Source organism: Moheibacter sediminis, from assembly GCF_900176425.1.
GTDB classification, from domain to species: Bacteria; Bacteroidota; Bacteroidia; order Flavobacteriales; family Weeksellaceae; genus Moheibacter; species Moheibacter sediminis.
The window spans coordinates 1-15,893 of the sequence record NZ_FWXS01000011.1 but is presented as its reverse complement, the minus strand read 5'-3'; the positions used below and the strand labels follow the sequence as shown (position 1 = coordinate 15,893).

Here is a 15,893-nt window from a genome sequence, read left to right as displayed (position 1 = left end):
CATATATTTTGCAACTAAAACTTAAATCAAACTCTGTTTATCCTTATAATTTAAAATAAGGAAAATGGTAATCAAAGTGATGAATGACCAAAGTGAACTTCCGCCATAACTGAAGAATGGAAGCGGAATCCCTACTGTCGGGAACAATCCCATGACCATCGCGATGTTGATGAAAAAGTGAATCAAAAATATGGTAGCAACTGAATATCCAAAGAACCTTGAGAATTCACTTCGCTGGTTTTCTGCGAGGTAATAAATCCTTGCGATGAAAAGTGCATAGAAAATCACCAAAATAGAGCTTCCTAAAAATCCCCATTCTTCGCCGACTGTACAAAAAATATAATCTGTCGGCTGTTCCGGAACAAATCTTCCCATCTTGACTGTTCCCTGCATGTAGCCTTTTCCAAAGAAATCTCCCGAGCCGATTGCGGTTTTGGAATACAATAAGTTATAACCTGAAGTGTCGCGGTATTTTCCTTCACCTTCAAACAAAACCATGATGCGTTCCTGCTGGTGTTTGGGTAATTCCTGATAAATGGATGCGGAAAATAAACTGATGAAAATGGTCAAACTTAAAATGACGCTTGTGATAATGGCTGTGCCGTATGTGTTGTTAGAGCCGATTTCCGATGCAGATAGTTTAAATGCGGATTCTGAACTATCATTCATAAAGAAATAAGCGACCGATAAAGTACTGAACAAGGAAAGAATTAATCCTATCAATGAATACAAATAAACATTGAATTTTAAATTTTCCAAAGGAACAAATTGCGCCGCCGTTTCGTCTTCGACTATTCCTAATTCAGGGAAAAATGCCATGAGGAAAATCAATACTAAAAAGAAAAATACCAATCCGATGTGCAGTCCGGCAATGGTTCTCAATGTACTTCTATTGTAGGTAAAGGAAACGACCAGAGTCCCAATAATTGCCGTTAAAAAACCTGCAGCAGTTAATATATAATAGGACGGATATGTAATCGAAAATAAGAATAAAATACCACCAATCACCGGAATGAAAATGTACCAAGGCGAAAATCCTTCACGGTAAAGTGCAACGATAAATGCGCTGAAAACCAATACTGAACCCAAATCGGGCTGTAATAAAATCAGTATAACAGGTATTCCCAAAATGGCAAAAGCGGTGATGACGGTTTTCTGTGATTTGATTTCTATCGAGGGAGAGCTGATGTAATTTGCCAGCAGTAAACCCGTTGCCAGCTTGCCTAATTCTGCCGGCTGGAAACTGACGAATCCAAAATCAAACCAGGCTTTTGCACCGTTGATTTCCTTTCCGAAAATCAGTACGCCGACTAGTAGAAGTAAAGCGCCGCCATAAAGCAGCGGGCTGTAAACTTCAAAAAAGTTAGATGTAGAAGAAGAAATTGAAATCAATAAAATGACAATGATGGGACTGAGTCCGAAGAAAATCAATTGTTTGATTCCGCGGGCTTCTTCCACGCTGTAGACGTTCATGATACCAAATAAAATCAGCATCAGACACATGATGATTGTCGTCCAATCAATTCCTCTAAATGTCCTCGACTGACTCAGCACTGTCTTTTTTTACGGGTTCTACATACCATCCTTTTTTCTTCAGATAGTTTATCCATTGTCGTCTGTATTCACCTTCCAGATTTCCTTGTTTCATTCGGGTTTCCAGATGAGGTCTTTTAATTGTATCGGTCAAATGCTTTTCAGCAATCAAACTTGCCATCGGTCCGGCCCAACGCGCGCCCCAATATCCATTTTCCACCACAACTGCAATTACAATCTGCGGATCGTCAACCGGTGCAATCAATGTAAACAAAGAGTGGTCTTGTCCCTGCGGATTCTGGGCGGTTCCGGTTTTTCCTGCTTGTGTGAAATCTTTTGAAATAAAGCTGCGGGCTGTTCCGTTGGTGAAAACCTGCGCCATTCCATCCAAAACGGGTGTGAAATGTTTAGGGTTGACCAATGATTTTTTAGGGATTATAAAATTTGAATCTTTGATGAATTGTCCATCTATTCCTTTTACTATATGCGGTGTAAAATAATGTCCTTTGTTGGCAATTACCGCTGTGAAGTTCGCCATCTGAAGTGGTGTCAAAGTAATGTCACCCTGTCCTATTGCATTGAATACAAATTGATAAGGATTCCATTTGTCCAATCCAAAACGTTTGTCATAAAATTTGGAAGAAGGAATTAATCCCGGGCTCCCCACAGCCAAATCATTGTTCATGTAAACACCCAAACCGAAGCTGTTCATAATGGCTTTCCATTCATCAACTCCTTTTGCATAATCATTGGGATATTTTTTAACGATATCGATGTAAGCTTCCGAAAAGTAATTGTTACAAGATTTCGCAATCGCCAACCTGAGCGCAATCGGTCTGTAGAACTGACCACAGTGACATGCAATCCTCATTCTCCCATAACGGAAACCATGTTTACATACATAAGTAGTGGAATCGGAAATCACACCCATTTCCATCGCAGCCAAAGCTGTCATGAGTTTAAACGGCGAGCCGGGCGGATAACTACCTTGTGCTACACGGTCGTAATTTGCCATGGAAACGGAATCGTTGATTAATGCATTTCTTTCGATGGATGTTAAATATCTATTGGGATCAACTGTCGGTGCAGAAGCCATTGCAAGGATTTCCCCTGTTTTGGGATCGAGGGCAACGATAGCACCTCTTTTATTTTGGAGTAATTCTTCTGCGTACAATTGTAAATCGTAGTCGATGGTGAGCGTAAGCGTTTTTCCGCTTTTGGCAGCACGGTCGTATTCACCGTCTTTGTAAGACCCTACAGATTTCATCAAACGGTCAGCGACATAATTTCTTACACCTTTTACACCGCGTAATTCTTTTTCATACGATTTTTCAACGCCTGCGATTCCTACTAAATCTCCCGGTTCGTAATAAGTTGAATCGGTTTTGATGTATCTTTCATTCGCTTCATTGATGTAACCCAAAATGTTTCCGGCAGTATGTACCAAATATTTTCTTTCCGGTCTTTTGACGATGGACATGGAAGGATATAGGTAAAGTTGCTCCTGAATTCTAGCGTAAGATTCTCTTGGGATGTTTTTAATTAAAGGATAAGGAGAAAGTGCACGGTAATGTTTTTCATTTTCGATTTGTTTCAATCGGTTGTGAAATTGTGCGGTGGTAATTCCTGCCAATTCACAAAACTGAGCAGTGTCAAAATCAGCACCAATCATTGCAGGAATGATGTCTAATTCATATACATAAGAATTACTCACAAGCAATTTTCCGTTTCTGTCCAGAATATCACCACGATTGGGATAAAGTACTTCTTGCTTGATCGAAGTATTGATGGCATTGAGCTTGTAGCGGTCGGTAGCAAGCTGTAAATAATAAAGGCGCCATATAAACAACCCGATTATGAAGAAAATTACAATATAAAGGACATGAATTTTTTTCATCTTTCGGCCTTTTTTCTAAACAAAATTAAATAGAAAAATATAAAAATGATAGTAAAGATGGAACTGTAAATTGCTTTCAGAAGTGTATCTAAGGCATTTGTAAATGAAAATATTTCTAAAAAGAAAATTAATAAATGGTGAATCAAAACCATGACAACGGTATAAAATACCCATTGGCTTGTGCCGAAATCAGAAAATCTGAATTCTTCAATTTCAAAGAATTTCGTTCCTGAAACCATTTTGATAATATGTTTGCTCAAATATCCGAGCGTCACACTTGCAAAAGCATTGATTCCGCCGGTGTCTTCAAAAATATCGACGCCGAATCCCAATAAAAAACAGAGCAGTAAAAACACATATCTGTTTCTGAATGGCGGATAAAGTAAAATGAAAATCACATAAATGTACGGACAAATGCTCCCATTGAAATTGATGTTGCTAAAGATAAAAACCTGAAGCAATACAAGAAATGTAATCGTCAATAAATTGATTAAAAATCTAGGGTTGAGCATTTTGTGTTATACTATCGCGTTCTACTGTTATTATTTCTTGTTTTTCCAAATTCAAAACTACCTGCGCATATCGGAGTTTTCCAAAGTTCTCTTTTAATTTTACTTGGATATTTAATTCACCTGAAGTTTCATCAATTTTAGAACTGAAAACCGTTCCGATCATAATTCCTCCAGGAATTGCCGGCGATTTTCCGTCCGTTTCTATGGTGTCTCCTTTTTCTACTTTGATGTATTTTGGGATTTCGGTCAATTGTGCAAAACGCGAGTCTTTTCCATTCCAGCGAATCGTTCCGAAATATTCATTCCCCTTGATCCGGGCATTGATCCTTGTATTTGTATTTAATGTGGACATTACTCGGGAATAATTTTCTGAAGTATTGTACACATAACCGATTACACCATTGTGAGAAATAATTCCCATTCCTTTTTCTACACCATGGCGCGTTCCTTTGTTGATGGTAATCATATTGTGCGCTTTTACAATCGAATTATTGATGACCTGCGCAGGAATGAAACTATATGTTTGGTGGAATTGTAAATTGCTTAAAGTTTTTGTTGTGGTATCTGATTCAGAAATTTCACCTTTGAGCATTTCCAGTTCTTTGCGCAATTCTGCATTTTCGTGCTGAAGTAATTTGTTATCCTTATTCAGGTTAACAAAACTTGTTGCTCTTGAAATTTTATCGTCAAAATACCCGCTGATATTAGTACTTGTTTTGGACATTACAGATTCGTGATAAACCTTTTGTCTGAATGTCAAAACCAGCGAAATGACCAGTAGAAAAACAAAAAACAGGAACAATCCATTCTTGATTATGGGATTCAGGATGAATTGCATACCGTAAATTATTTCATTAAGAAAGTAAACTTATCCATATTTTTCAAAGCAATTCCTGTTCCACGAACAACCGCTCTCAAAGGATCGTCAGCAAGGAACACAGGCAATCCGGTCTTTTTGGAAATTCTCTGATCCAAACCTCTCAACATCGAACCACCGCCGGCCATGTAAATCCCGGTGTTGTAAATGTCGGCAGACAATTCAGGAGGCGTTTGAGAAAGTGTTTCCATTACTGCATCTTCGATTCTCAGGATTGATTTATCCAAAGCTCTTGCGATTTCTTTGTAATTAACTGTGATCTCTTTTGGTTTACCCGTAATCAAATCACGTCCCTGAACCGCCATATCTTCCGGCTCGTGTTCTAAATCTTCGATGGCAGCACCGACTTCTATTTTTACACGTTCAGCAGTTCTTTCTCCTATGTATAAATTGTGGTGGCTTCTCAAATAATAAGCAATGTCATTGGTGAAAACATCACCTGCAATTTTCACAGATTTATCACAAACAATTCCACCTAAAGCAATTACGGCAATTTCAGAAGTTCCACCTCCAATATCGATGATCATGTTTCCTTTTGGTAATTGCACATCGATTCCAACTCCGATTGCCGCAGCCATCGGTTCGTAAATCAATCGAACATCTTTTGCATTTACATGCGCAGCAGAATCTTTTACTGCACGTTTTTCAACTTCTGTAATTCCCGAAGGGATACAAATTACAATTCGCAATGAAGGCGAAAAAAATGTTCCTTTGATGCCCGGAATTTGTTTGATGAATTCGCGAATCATAAATTCCGAAGCTTCGAAATCAGCGATTACACCATCTTTCAACGGTCTTACCGTTTTTATATCGTCATGGGTTTTACCCTGCATATGTTTTGCTTTCTCCCCAACAGCAATTACTTTGTTGGTTCTGCGGTCGATTGCGACAATCGACGGACTGTCAATTACAACCTTGTTATTGTGTATGATAAGTGTGTTGGCTGTACCTAAATCTATGGCAACTTCCTGTGTGAAAAAATTAAATAACTTCATTTAAATCAAAAAAACTTTTATGTGTGCGTGCAACTGAGGTACAAAAGTAGATAAATTATAACGAGTTCTTGTAAGGTAAAATTGCCTTTTTTTCAAAAACTTCAATATTTTTTGATTTTTGTGTGAATTTGAAAGTGAAGAATGAAAGATAAGAGATTAACTGATTGAATTACAGTTTTATATAATTCTCTTGACAACTCTTAATTTATGCGAATAATTTTGATAATCCGTATTGAAAATTCCATTGTTGTCAAAAGGATCAATGCGAACTTTCCCATGTGCGTGAATGATCTTATTTCCTTCCAAAATGATTCCCACGTGAATGATTTTCCCCTCTTTATTATCAAAAAATGCCAAATCTCCCGCTTCCGCTTCTTCGATGAAGCTCAATGCTTCGCCAAATTCTGCCTGCTGATAAGCATCTCGTGGCAATTTATGTCCGCATAATTTATAAACTTGCTGCACCAAACCCGAACAATCAATTCCAAAAACTGATTTTCCACCCCAAAGATAAGGCGTATTCAAATACAATTTAGCGATGGAAACGATGTCTGTTTTCGTGAAATTTCCTGAGCAGGTTTCCCCTAAATATTCAAATTCTTTATTTCCTAAATTAATTTTGTAATCAATCAAATTTGGCAAATGCGCCGCAATCGGAAGCGTTATCGGATTGTCATTTTCTACCAAAAGATTGAAACTTTCTGATGCGTACAATTCAGGATTTATGTTTTGAAATTCTTCTTCAGAGACTTCCAAAAATTGTTTTTTGTCTGCCCACCCTTCGTAATTGTCAAATTCTGCTTTGATTTTTATCCAGTTGTCTTTTTGTTCAAAAATTTCAACTTTTTCTCCAAATAAAATCTGACTGACCATCTCCGAACGGTCAGACGCCTCTGCTCTCAAAGGAGAAACGCTTACTTGACAAATTGCAAATTTCATTTTTTTCTAATTAAACTGATTCCGTCACGGACAGGCAATAATACAACTTCTATTCGGGAATCTGAAACCAACATTTCATTGAATTCTTTCAAAATCAAAGTGTCTTTGTCATTTGCTTTGGTTTCTTCCATCACTTTTCCGTACCACAAAACATTATCCGCCAAAATCACACCGCCGGAATTCATTTTATCAATGATTTTATTGTAATAGTTGATGTAATTGCTCTTATCGGCATCGATGAAAACCAAATTAAAATTATCCTCCAATTCATCTAAAATATCCAACGCATTTCCAATTTTCATTTCAATTTGATTTGAAAATTCAGATTCCTCAAAATATTTTTGGGGAATGTACATCAATTCTTCATTTCGGTCGATCGTGATGATTTTTCCATCTTTTTGTAAACCTTCCGCTAAACACAAAGTTGCATAACCCGTAAAAGTTCCGATTTCCAAGATGTTTTTCGGATTAATCATTTTCGAAATCAAACTCAATAAACGTCCCTGATAAGCTCCCGAAAGCATCTGTGGTTGCGTTGTTCTCAGAAAAGTTTCCTTTCTGAGTCGTGCCAAAATTTCAGATTCGGCAGTGGTATGTTGGGAAATGTATTTTTCTAATTCGTCTGATAAAATCTCCATCGAAGGCTCATTAATTCTACAAAAATAAACATTTCGGTAAAATTATTTTGTATTTTTATCCGCATTCAAAACAAACATAAATGATTAACAAAAAAGTAGATAATGTGCAGGTTGCTTTGGAAGGCGTGAAGGATGGAATGACCTTTATGGTTGGCGGTTTTGGGCTTTGCGGGATTCCTGAAAATATAATTGGAGAATTGGTTCGATTGGGGATCAAGGACATTACTTGTATTTCCAACAATGCAGGTGTGGACGATTTTGGATTGGGATTTTTGCTCCAACACAAACAAATCAAAAAAATGATTTCTTCATATGTCGGGGAAAATGATGAATTCGAACGCCAAATGCTCAGCGGAGAATTGGATGTTGAATTAACGCCACAAGGAACTTTGGCAGAAAAATGCCGGGCTGCCCAACATGGATTTCCGGCAGTTTTCACTCCGGCAGGTTATGGGACGGAAGTAGCTTTCGGGAAAGAAACGCGTGAATTTGACGGAAAAATGTATGTCTTAGAACCGGCTTACAAAGCAGATTTTTCTTTTGTAAAAGCATGGAAAGGCGATACAGCCGGAAATTTAATTTTCAAAGGAACGGCGAGAAATTTCAATGCACCGATGGCTGGCGCCGGAAAAATTACGGTGGCAGAAGTCGAGGAATTGGTTCCGGCAGGAGAATTAGATCCCAATCAAATTCATATTCCGGGAATTTTTGTTCAGCGAATCTTCCAAGGGGAAAAGTATGAGAAAAGAATTGAGCAGAGAACCGTTCGCCAACGGTAATTTGAAGATGTGCTGATTTGAAAATGAAATCATATAAATCTCTTTTATGCTTTATTATAATTATTTTCTTTTTTCAAGGATGTACAAGATATGTTACTACTGTTAGAGATATTGGAATTACTAACTATTATTTTTCATCTGGATTCTCTGATAATTTAATAGAAACAAAGAATGATAGTATTGCGGAAATTACTTATTTTAATGAACAACAAATGATGTTAAGTGCTCCTCAGGGGTACTCTGCCATTTGTGAATTTTGTAATGATTTTTTTGAAGCAGAGATAGTATTTAAAAACTTAAATAAAAGAGAATATTCTTATCCATTGATTTGTTTAGATTTTGAAGATTTTAACCGTAAAACGGTTCAAATAGAATCCGGAGAATATGAAGTGTTTATGAATATTAATTGTGCAGGTGAAAGGAATAAACAGAATCGTACATTAGATATGGGGAATTTTGAAATTAAAAAAGGAGAAAAAAGAAATTTGAATATATGGATTGACTTAGATATTGTCACTCATGATGCTATCGAGTATATAAAAATTCCAAGAAAAGAATACAGGAAAATTCAAAAATAAAATAGAGAAAGAGGTTGATTAGACGAAAATAAAAAGTTAAAAAATGGCACTAAATAAAGAACAAATAGCACAACGCATCGCAAAAGAATTAAAAGATAAATATTTCGTAAACCTTGGAATCGGGATTCCGACTTTGGTGGCGAATTACATTCCACAGGGAATCGAAGTGGAATTTCAAAGTGAAAACGGAGTTTTGGGAATGGGGCCGTTTCCATTTGAAGGCGAAGAAGACGCTGATGTCATCAATGCCGGAAAACAAACGATCACGACGATGGACGGTGCATCATTTTTTGACTCGGCGATGAGTTTCGGGATGATCCGTGGAAAACACGTTGATTTGACTGTTCTCGGCGCGATGGAAGTTGACCAGAATGGTGACATTGCTAATTGGAAAATTCCAGGAAAAATGGTCAAAGGAATGGGCGGCGCGATGGATTTGGTGGCTTCCGCAGAAAACATCATAGTTGCGATGATGCATGCCAACAAAGCCGGAGAATCAAAAATTCTGAAAAAATGTACGCTTCCATTGACGGGAGTAAACTGCGTGAAAAAAGTGGTAACCGATTTGTGCGTAATGAGCATTGAAAACGGAAGCTTTAAACTTTTGGAACGCGCGCCAGGTGTTTCTGTAGAACAAATTCAAGCAGCAACTGAAGGTGATCTAATCATCGAAGGAGAAATTCCTGAAATGATTTTTTAGTTTTTCTTTGTCATTCCGACAAAAGAGGGATCTAAAATTTAAAATAGTTTAGTTATTATGTACGAACACTTTTTCACTTGTCCTCATTGCTGGGAAGAAATTTCAATGCTGGTTGATACTTCGGTTCCGTATCAGAAATATGTGGAAGATTGCGAAGTTTGTTGCAACCCGATCGAAATCATTGCCACTTGCGAAGAGGGAGAATTAATGGCTTTTGAAGCAATTAGTTTGGAGCAGTAAATTTTTAAAGTAAATAATTTGTAGAGACGTGAAGCATTGCGTCTCTGCGTTTTTTATATCAAAGTGATTCCCTTAATTTTGCCAAATGTACTTAAGTCAATTAAAAGATAAAATTGAAAATTTCCAATCAGAACTGCCCGGATTTGAAGCGCAAAAATTGCTTTCTCCGCCGTACAGGCAGCATTATGATTTGGAAGAAATAAAAAAAACAAATCCAAGAATTGCTTCAGTGATGATTCTTTTGTACGAAAATGACGAAGGCGATGTGGAGTTTCCGGTAATGCTGCGTCATACATACGAAGGCGTGCATTCTAACCAATATTCGCTACCTGGCGGTTCTTTCGAGCCGGAAGATATCAATTTACAATACACGGCGCTTCGCGAAACGATTGAGGAATTAGGTATCGAAGAAGAAAATATAGAAATCATCGGCCAACTGACGGAATTGTACATTCCGCCGAGTAATTTTTTGGTTTATCCTTTTATCGGAATTTACCACGGAACACCTGAGTTTTTCCCAGATGAAATGGAAGTTGCAGAGATTGTTCCTATAGATTTGGAAGCATTTTTAAATGCTGAACCTATTTCTTTTGAGAAATCTTTCTCAGGAAATACAGTGGAAATCCCGGGCTATGAAATCGGAGAAAATGAATTTATTTGGGGAGCAACTGCAATGATTTTAAGCGAATTCAATTCTTTGTTGGAAAAGCTGTAAATTTGTGCTCAATTAATTAGAGGAAAGACTAATGGCGAAACAGAAAGCAGTTAAGAAAAATGTGTACAGAGACGCTTTCGGGCATTTATATTTTTTAAAAAGAAGTTTGATTTTTCTTTTTGGAGGATTCACTTATAACCGCTACAATGGGTTCAATAAACTAAAAGTTTCTGGGACTGAACATTTGATGAATTTACCCAATACCAATGTGCTTTTCGTATCCAATCACCAGACATATTTCGCAGATGTTTTTGCAATGTACCATGTTTTTTGCAGTGTCAAAAACGGCTTCAAAGACACGATTAAAAATCCGGTTTACCTCTTAAATCCTAAGACAGATTTTTATTACATCGCAGCGGAAGAAACGATGAAGAATAATATTTTGACCAAATTATTTGCATACACAGGAGCGATTATGGTGAAAAGAACTTGGCGGGAAGCCGGCAAAGACATCAACCGAAAAGTAGATGTTTCTGAAATTTCAAACATAGAAAAAGCATTGAATAACGGTTGGGTTGTAACTTTCCCTCAAGGAACAACTACGGCATTTGCGCCGGGTAGGAGAGGAACGGCATTATTGGTGAAGAAAACGAATCCAATTGTTGTTCCGGTTGTGATTGACGGATTCCGCAGAGCGTTTGATAAAAAAGGTTTGAAAATGAAAAAGTTAGGGGTGAGAGCCACCATGAAATTCAAAGAACCTTTGCAATTTGATTTTGAAAATGAAAATGCCAATCAAATCATGGAAAAAATCATGGATGCAATCGAACAATCGCCTAAATTTTTAAAGGTTAAATCCCTTGATGAAATTCTACAGGACCGTGAGCCACAGGATTTCTTTAGTTAAATGAATTCACGTTTTTCCATATTATTTTAATTCATGAAAAAAGTCCATTTTATCGCTATCGGAGGAAGTGCGATGCACAATTTAGCCATCGCATTACACGAAAAAGGTTATCAGGTAACCGGCTCAGACGATGCCATTTTCGAACCTTCGAGCACCCGATTGAAACAACGTGGACTTTTACCTGAAGAAATGGGTTGGTTTCCTGAGAAAATCACTGCTGATTTAGATGCGGTAATTCTCGGAATGCACGCACATGCCGACAATCCTGAAATGGAGAAAGCACAGGAATTGGGTGTTAAAATTTATTCTTATCCGGAATACCTTTATGAACAATCCAAAGACAAAACCCGTGTTGTAATCGCTGGTTCACATGGGAAAACGACTATCACTTCTATGGTTTTGCATGTTTTGCATTTCCACCACAAAGAAGTGGATTATATGGTCGGTGCGCAATTGGAAGGTTTTGATGTCATGGTAAAATTGACCGAAGAAAACGATTTTATGGTCATGGAAGGCGACGAATACCTTTCTTCTGCTTTGGACAGAAGACCGAAAATTTTATTGTATCAACCCAATATTGCTTTGATCAGCGGAATTGCCTGGGATCATGTGAATGTATTTCCGACTTTTGAAAATTACATCCACCAGTTTGAATTGTTTGTGGAAAGCATTACCAACGGAGGTGCTTTGATTTATAATTCTGAAGATGAAGAGGTTGTAAAAGTGGTCGAACAATCAGAAAAAGCATTGAAAAAATTTCCATACAAAACGCCTGAATACACAATAGAAGACGGTATCACCTTCCTTCAAACCGAAGAAGGTCCGGTGCCATTGGATGTTTTCGGGAAACACAATTTGAATAATTTGGAAGGCGCAAGATTGATTTGTAACCAATTGCAAATCATGGACGATGATTTTTATGAAGCGATTCAATCTTTCAAAGGTGCGTCAAAACGTTTGGAGTTGATAAACAGAACCAAAGATTTCGCAGCATACAAAGACTTTGCACACGCGCCGAGTAAAGTGATTTCGACTACCAACGCAGTCAAAGAACAATTTGAAAATAGAAAATTAATTGCTTGTCTGGAGCTGCATACTTACAGCAGTTTGAATCCTGAATTCCTTTCGCAATACAAAGGTACGCTGGATAAAGCGGATGAGAAAATCGTTTATTACAATCCTGAAGCATTAGCAATTAAACGCATGGAGCACATTTCTCCGGATGACATCCGCACAGCTTTTGGTGATGATTCCATTTATGTGTTTACTTCTTCAAATGAATTGAAAAGTCATTTGGACAGTTCAGACAAATCCCAAAAAGTTTTTCTCATGATGAGTTCCGCTAATTTTGGTGGAATTGATTTGAAGGAATTGTTTGCTTAATTGAATCGATTCAAAAATATCATTGATCCAAAAGTTTTTCCGTTTTAGATAAAAAGTTTTCTAAAGCGGCTTTTACATCCATTCCGGATCTGTCTGCCAATACAATCAACCACCAGATGCTTTCGCCGATTTTGTGTTCCAATTCAGATGCGCTGTGGGCTTTCGGCCAGCGTTCCTGTTGCGACATGATGTTTCTTCCGACCAATCCGGCATCGGTCAGAAAAGCCAAAGCATCTTCTTCAACAGACCAGTGACTTCCGTGGTGTGTGAGCTCCAACTCATGGTACTTCTTTCTCAATTCCAGAGAACGGTTGATGATTTCATCCAATTCACTTTTGCTCATAAAATTATTTTTAATTTGGTTAAATCTAATTATAAACTTCGGTTAAGTATAAAGTATTAATTGATTATAGAATTAATGATTTTCCATTTGAATTAAATCAAAAATTTAAAATCAAAACCGTATTTTTATCCCAAACACACAAACACAATGAGGAAATTTATCTTAATTACAGTACTTTCCGCCTTACCTATTTTTACGATTTCACAAGAAAAAATCGACTACCAAACCACTAAAGGACACAAAGGAGAATCGCCATTTAACCAAATGTATGATTTGCTCCCCACGCCCAATCAGTACAGAACTGCTTCCGGTGCACCCGGACCGGCATATTACCAGCAGCAAGCGGACTATGAAATGAATTTAATTCTCGATGCTGAAAAGGATATTTTGAATGGGGAGGAAATAATTACTTATACTAATAATTCCCCCGATGTACTGGAATACCTTTGGGTACAACTTGACCAAAATACCCGTAAGAAAGATGCCCCGATTCATAACGTGAACCAAGTTTCAACGCCTAAAAATCCGGTTGACGCCAATTATTTCGCCCAAACATTTATGAAAGAAAAATTTGATGGTGGTTATAAAATTCATTTTGTAAAAGATGCAAATGACAAAGATTTAATTCACTACATCAATGAAACCATGATGCGCGTAATTCCACCAAAACCACTTCAGCCCAAAGAAAAATTTACATTTAAAATCAAATGGTCTTACAATATTCCTAACTATTTTGAAGTCGGCGACCGAAATGGATTTGAGCCCAATGAAAAAGGAAAAGTTTACGCCATGGCACAGTTTTATCCGCGAATGTGTGTGTACAACGATGTCGAAGGTTGGCAGAATATGCCTTATTGGCAGCGTTCTGAATATGCTTTGCCTTTTGGAAATTTCAAAGTAAACATTACTGTTCCTTCGGATCATGTGATGAATGCAACAGGGAAATTTGCCAATGCACAAGAAATTTTAACCAAAGAACAATTTCAACGCTATCAGAAAGCAAGAACTTCTTTTGATAATCCTGTAATGATTATTACCGAAGAAGAAACAAATAAAAGAATGAATGAAGGAAGCGGTGGCAAAACCAAAACATGGAAATACGAAGCGGAAAATGTGCGTGATTTTGCATTTGCTTCTTCGAGAACTTATATGTGGGACGCGATGGCGGTAAAAATAGGGGAATTTACACCGATGGCAGAGTCCGTTTATCCTAAAGAGGGCGGAAATTTATGGAAAGAATATTCGACCAAAGCTGTGGCGCATACGCTGAAATGGTATTCGCATTTTACATTTGATTATCCCTATCCAAAAGCGGTTTCAGCAAGTGTTCAAAGACAGGGTATGGAATATCCGATGATTGCTTTCAACGGGGGAAGAGCGAAAGCGGATGGCACGCATGATGAAAACCAGATGTATGGTTTGGTGAGTTTGATCATTCACGAAGTAGGACACAATTTCTTCCCGATGATTGTCAATTCGGACGAACGTCAATGGACTTGGATGGATGAAAGTTTGAATTCATATATTCAAAATATAACTGAACTGGAATGGAGCAAAGATTTCCCGTCGAGAAGATACAAAGCCGAACAAATTGTAAACTACATGCAATTACCGCAAGACCAGATGATGCCTATTATGACACAGGGCGATTTGTACAAACAATTTGGTGATGAAGGCTATTCGAAATCAGCGGTCGGATTGGCTATCCTGAGAAATACTATTGTCGGAAAAGAAAATTTTGATTATGCTTTCAAAACTTATGCACAGCGATGGATGTTTAAACACCCGACGCCTGCGGACTTTTTCAGGACATTGGATGATGCGAGCGGAAATGATTTGGATTGGTTCATCAGAGGTTGGTTTTACACAACTGAAGTGGTGGATTTGGGAGTGAGAAATGTTTCGCAATTGTACCCGAAAGAAGTTGAAACTAAAGACGGAAACAGAATTGAATTCACGACAAAATCAAATTCTAAAGACATTTACAATTCATCTGTTTTGAAAGAATTTTTAGCACAGCAAACTACCAATGAATTTACAAAATCGCCGAAGTATTTTTACGAAGTTGAATTTGAAAAAGTGGGAGGAATGGTTATGCCTTTACTAGTAACTTTCAATTTTGAAGATGGAAGCTCGCAGGAAATTAGATACCAAGCCGAGGTATGGCGTTTTGCTCCAGAATCTCTGAAAAAAATGTATGGATTTGACAAAGTGTTGAAGTCAATTGAAGTTGATAAAAAGTTGGAAACGGCTGATGTGAATTTGAAAAATAATGTTTGGAAGAAAAACTAAATCAAATAAAAATTTGTTGTAAATAAAAACCCGGAGATTTTCATTTCCGGGTTTTTTGTTGAAGTTAATCGTGATTTTTTATGCAATTTGCTTGTTTTTATTTTTCATTATGAAATATATACCCAGAGCAACTCCAGCTAATATTAATAAAAGTAACCAATTGTCAATCGGTGCTTGTGGGTCATCACCATCATCTGGATCGTTAGGGTCTGCTAATGCAGGAAGGGTGTAGGTTAGCCATAAAAATGCTAATAATCCATACTTATGAATTCCTCTTTTCATATTATTTGGTTTTAATTGGTCGTAAATGTCCGATTTAATGAGGCATTTTACTTTACCTGATTGTTAATTATTGATTATTTTTTATGTGTTAATGTACTTATTAATTAGAATTTAAATCTACTAAACTAAACGCATTGTTTTTTTCTTTTTACGATTTGATTTAGAAATTAATGCTTCATAATCAATAGTTTAAATTTTCGTAAATATAATAACTTGTAATTTAATTTTTTAAGAATTAATTTATAAAAATTCCTACTTCTAAAATCAAATACCCCGGATTACCGGGGTATTTTTCTTGAGCTAAATTTTAAATTATTGAGCAATTGCTTTTCTGTTATATTTT

Annotated in this window: 17 protein-coding genes; 8 read left to right on the top strand and 9 right to left on the bottom strand. The window is 37.1% G+C overall.

From position 1 onward, the window contains the following. Window positions 1-21: 21 nt before the first annotated feature. The 7 genes from rodA to B8977_RS13700 all read right to left on the bottom strand — a co-directional run bounded on the left by rodA (window position 22) and on the right by B8977_RS13700 (window position 7,391). Window positions 22-1,554 carry a rod shape-determining protein RodA gene (gene rodA / locus B8977_RS13730; RefSeq protein WP_262494086.1) on the bottom strand — a complete coding sequence of 511 codons (1,533 nt, stop codon included), beginning with the start codon at window positions 1,552-1,554 and terminating at the stop codon, window positions 22-24. Continuing rightward, window positions 1,529-3,430 (bottom strand): penicillin-binding protein 2, encoded by a 1,902-nt coding sequence (mrdA, locus tag B8977_RS13725; protein ID WP_084018663.1) that lies wholly within the window; start codon window positions 3,428-3,430, stop codon window positions 1,529-1,531. The genes rodA and mrdA overlap by 26 nt, the downstream gene beginning before the upstream one ends. Beyond that, window positions 3,427-3,942: a rod shape-determining protein MreD gene (locus B8977_RS13720; RefSeq protein WP_143736534.1), complete on the bottom strand. Its 516-nt coding sequence runs from the start codon at window positions 3,940-3,942 to the stop codon at window positions 3,427-3,429. Before B8977_RS13720 ends, mrdA begins: the two co-directional genes overlap by 4 nt. Beyond that, window positions 3,929-4,780, bottom strand: coding sequence for a rod shape-determining protein MreC (gene mreC / locus B8977_RS13715; protein ID WP_084018658.1), 852 nt, complete (start codon window positions 4,778-4,780; stop codon window positions 3,929-3,931). The genes B8977_RS13720 and mreC overlap by 14 nt, the downstream gene beginning before the upstream one ends. A gap of 8 nt (window positions 4,781-4,788) precedes the next feature. Continuing rightward, complete coding sequence (locus tag B8977_RS13710) at window positions 4,789-5,814, bottom strand: rod shape-determining protein (protein WP_084018655.1); 1,026 nt, start codon at window positions 5,812-5,814, stop codon at window positions 4,789-4,791. A gap of 177 nt (window positions 5,815-5,991) precedes the next feature. Then, complete coding sequence (locus B8977_RS13705; protein WP_084018652.1) at window positions 5,992-6,753, bottom strand: C40 family peptidase; 762 nt, start codon at window positions 6,751-6,753, stop codon at window positions 5,992-5,994. After that, the gene (locus tag B8977_RS13700; RefSeq protein ID WP_084018650.1) at window positions 6,750-7,391 is read right to left on the bottom strand and encodes an O-methyltransferase; all 642 of its coding nucleotides are present in this window, start codon (window positions 7,389-7,391) and stop codon (window positions 6,750-6,752) included. Before B8977_RS13700 ends, B8977_RS13705 begins: the two co-directional genes overlap by 4 nt. An 80-nt stretch (window positions 7,392-7,471) precedes the next feature. On the opposite strand from B8977_RS13700, the gene B8977_RS13695 reads away from it, so the two are divergent. The 7 genes from B8977_RS13695 to B8977_RS13665 all read left to right on the top strand — a co-directional run bounded on the left by B8977_RS13695 (window position 7,472) and on the right by B8977_RS13665 (window position 12,633). After that, a complete protein-coding gene (locus B8977_RS13695; protein WP_084018647.1) occupies window positions 7,472-8,170 on the top strand; it encodes a CoA transferase subunit A in 699 nt (232 codons plus the stop codon). Between the two features lie 23 nt (window positions 8,171-8,193). Further along, window positions 8,194-8,748: a hypothetical protein gene (locus B8977_RS13690; protein ID WP_084018644.1), complete on the top strand. Its 555-nt coding sequence runs from the start codon at window positions 8,194-8,196 to the stop codon at window positions 8,746-8,748. A 43-nt stretch (window positions 8,749-8,791) separates the two neighbouring features. Beyond that, a complete protein-coding gene (locus B8977_RS13685) occupies window positions 8,792-9,448 on the top strand; it encodes a CoA transferase subunit B (protein WP_084018641.1) in 657 nt (218 codons plus the stop codon). Between the two features lie 57 nt (window positions 9,449-9,505). Continuing rightward, window positions 9,506-9,688 carry a CPXCG motif-containing cysteine-rich protein gene (locus tag B8977_RS13680; RefSeq protein ID WP_084018638.1) on the top strand — a complete coding sequence of 61 codons (183 nt, stop codon included), beginning with the start codon at window positions 9,506-9,508 and terminating at the stop codon, window positions 9,686-9,688. Window positions 9,689-9,773: 85 nt separating this feature from the next. After that, window positions 9,774-10,403 (top strand): NUDIX hydrolase, encoded by a 630-nt coding sequence (locus B8977_RS13675; protein ID WP_084018635.1) that lies wholly within the window; start codon window positions 9,774-9,776, stop codon window positions 10,401-10,403. A gap of 31 nt (window positions 10,404-10,434) precedes the next feature. Then, on the top strand, window positions 10,435-11,250 hold the full coding sequence (locus tag B8977_RS13670) for a lysophospholipid acyltransferase family protein (RefSeq protein WP_084018632.1): 816 nt from the start codon (window positions 10,435-10,437) through the stop codon (window positions 11,248-11,250). Between the two features lie 33 nt (window positions 11,251-11,283). Continuing rightward, window positions 11,284-12,633, top strand: a complete 1,350-nt coding sequence (locus tag B8977_RS13665; RefSeq protein WP_084018628.1) for a UDP-N-acetylmuramate--L-alanine ligase — start codon at window positions 11,284-11,286, stop codon at window positions 12,631-12,633. 19 nt (window positions 12,634-12,652) lie between these two features. Here the strand turns inward: B8977_RS13665 and B8977_RS13660 are convergent, their stop codons facing one another. Next, a complete protein-coding gene (locus tag B8977_RS13660; protein ID WP_084018625.1) occupies window positions 12,653-12,976 on the bottom strand; it encodes a nucleoside triphosphate pyrophosphohydrolase family protein in 324 nt (107 codons plus the stop codon). Window positions 12,977-13,123: 147 nt separating this feature from the next. Between B8977_RS13660 and B8977_RS13655 the strand changes: the two genes are divergently transcribed. Continuing rightward, window positions 13,124-15,268: a M1 family metallopeptidase gene (locus B8977_RS13655; protein ID WP_084018622.1), complete on the top strand. Its 2,145-nt coding sequence runs from the start codon at window positions 13,124-13,126 to the stop codon at window positions 15,266-15,268. A 78-nt stretch (window positions 15,269-15,346) separates the two neighbouring features. Here B8977_RS13655 and B8977_RS13650 read toward each other — a convergent pair whose 3' ends face one another. Beyond that, window positions 15,347-15,550, bottom strand: coding sequence for a hypothetical protein (locus B8977_RS13650; RefSeq protein WP_084018619.1), 204 nt, complete (start codon window positions 15,548-15,550; stop codon window positions 15,347-15,349). Window positions 15,551-15,893 lie beyond the last annotated feature (343 nt).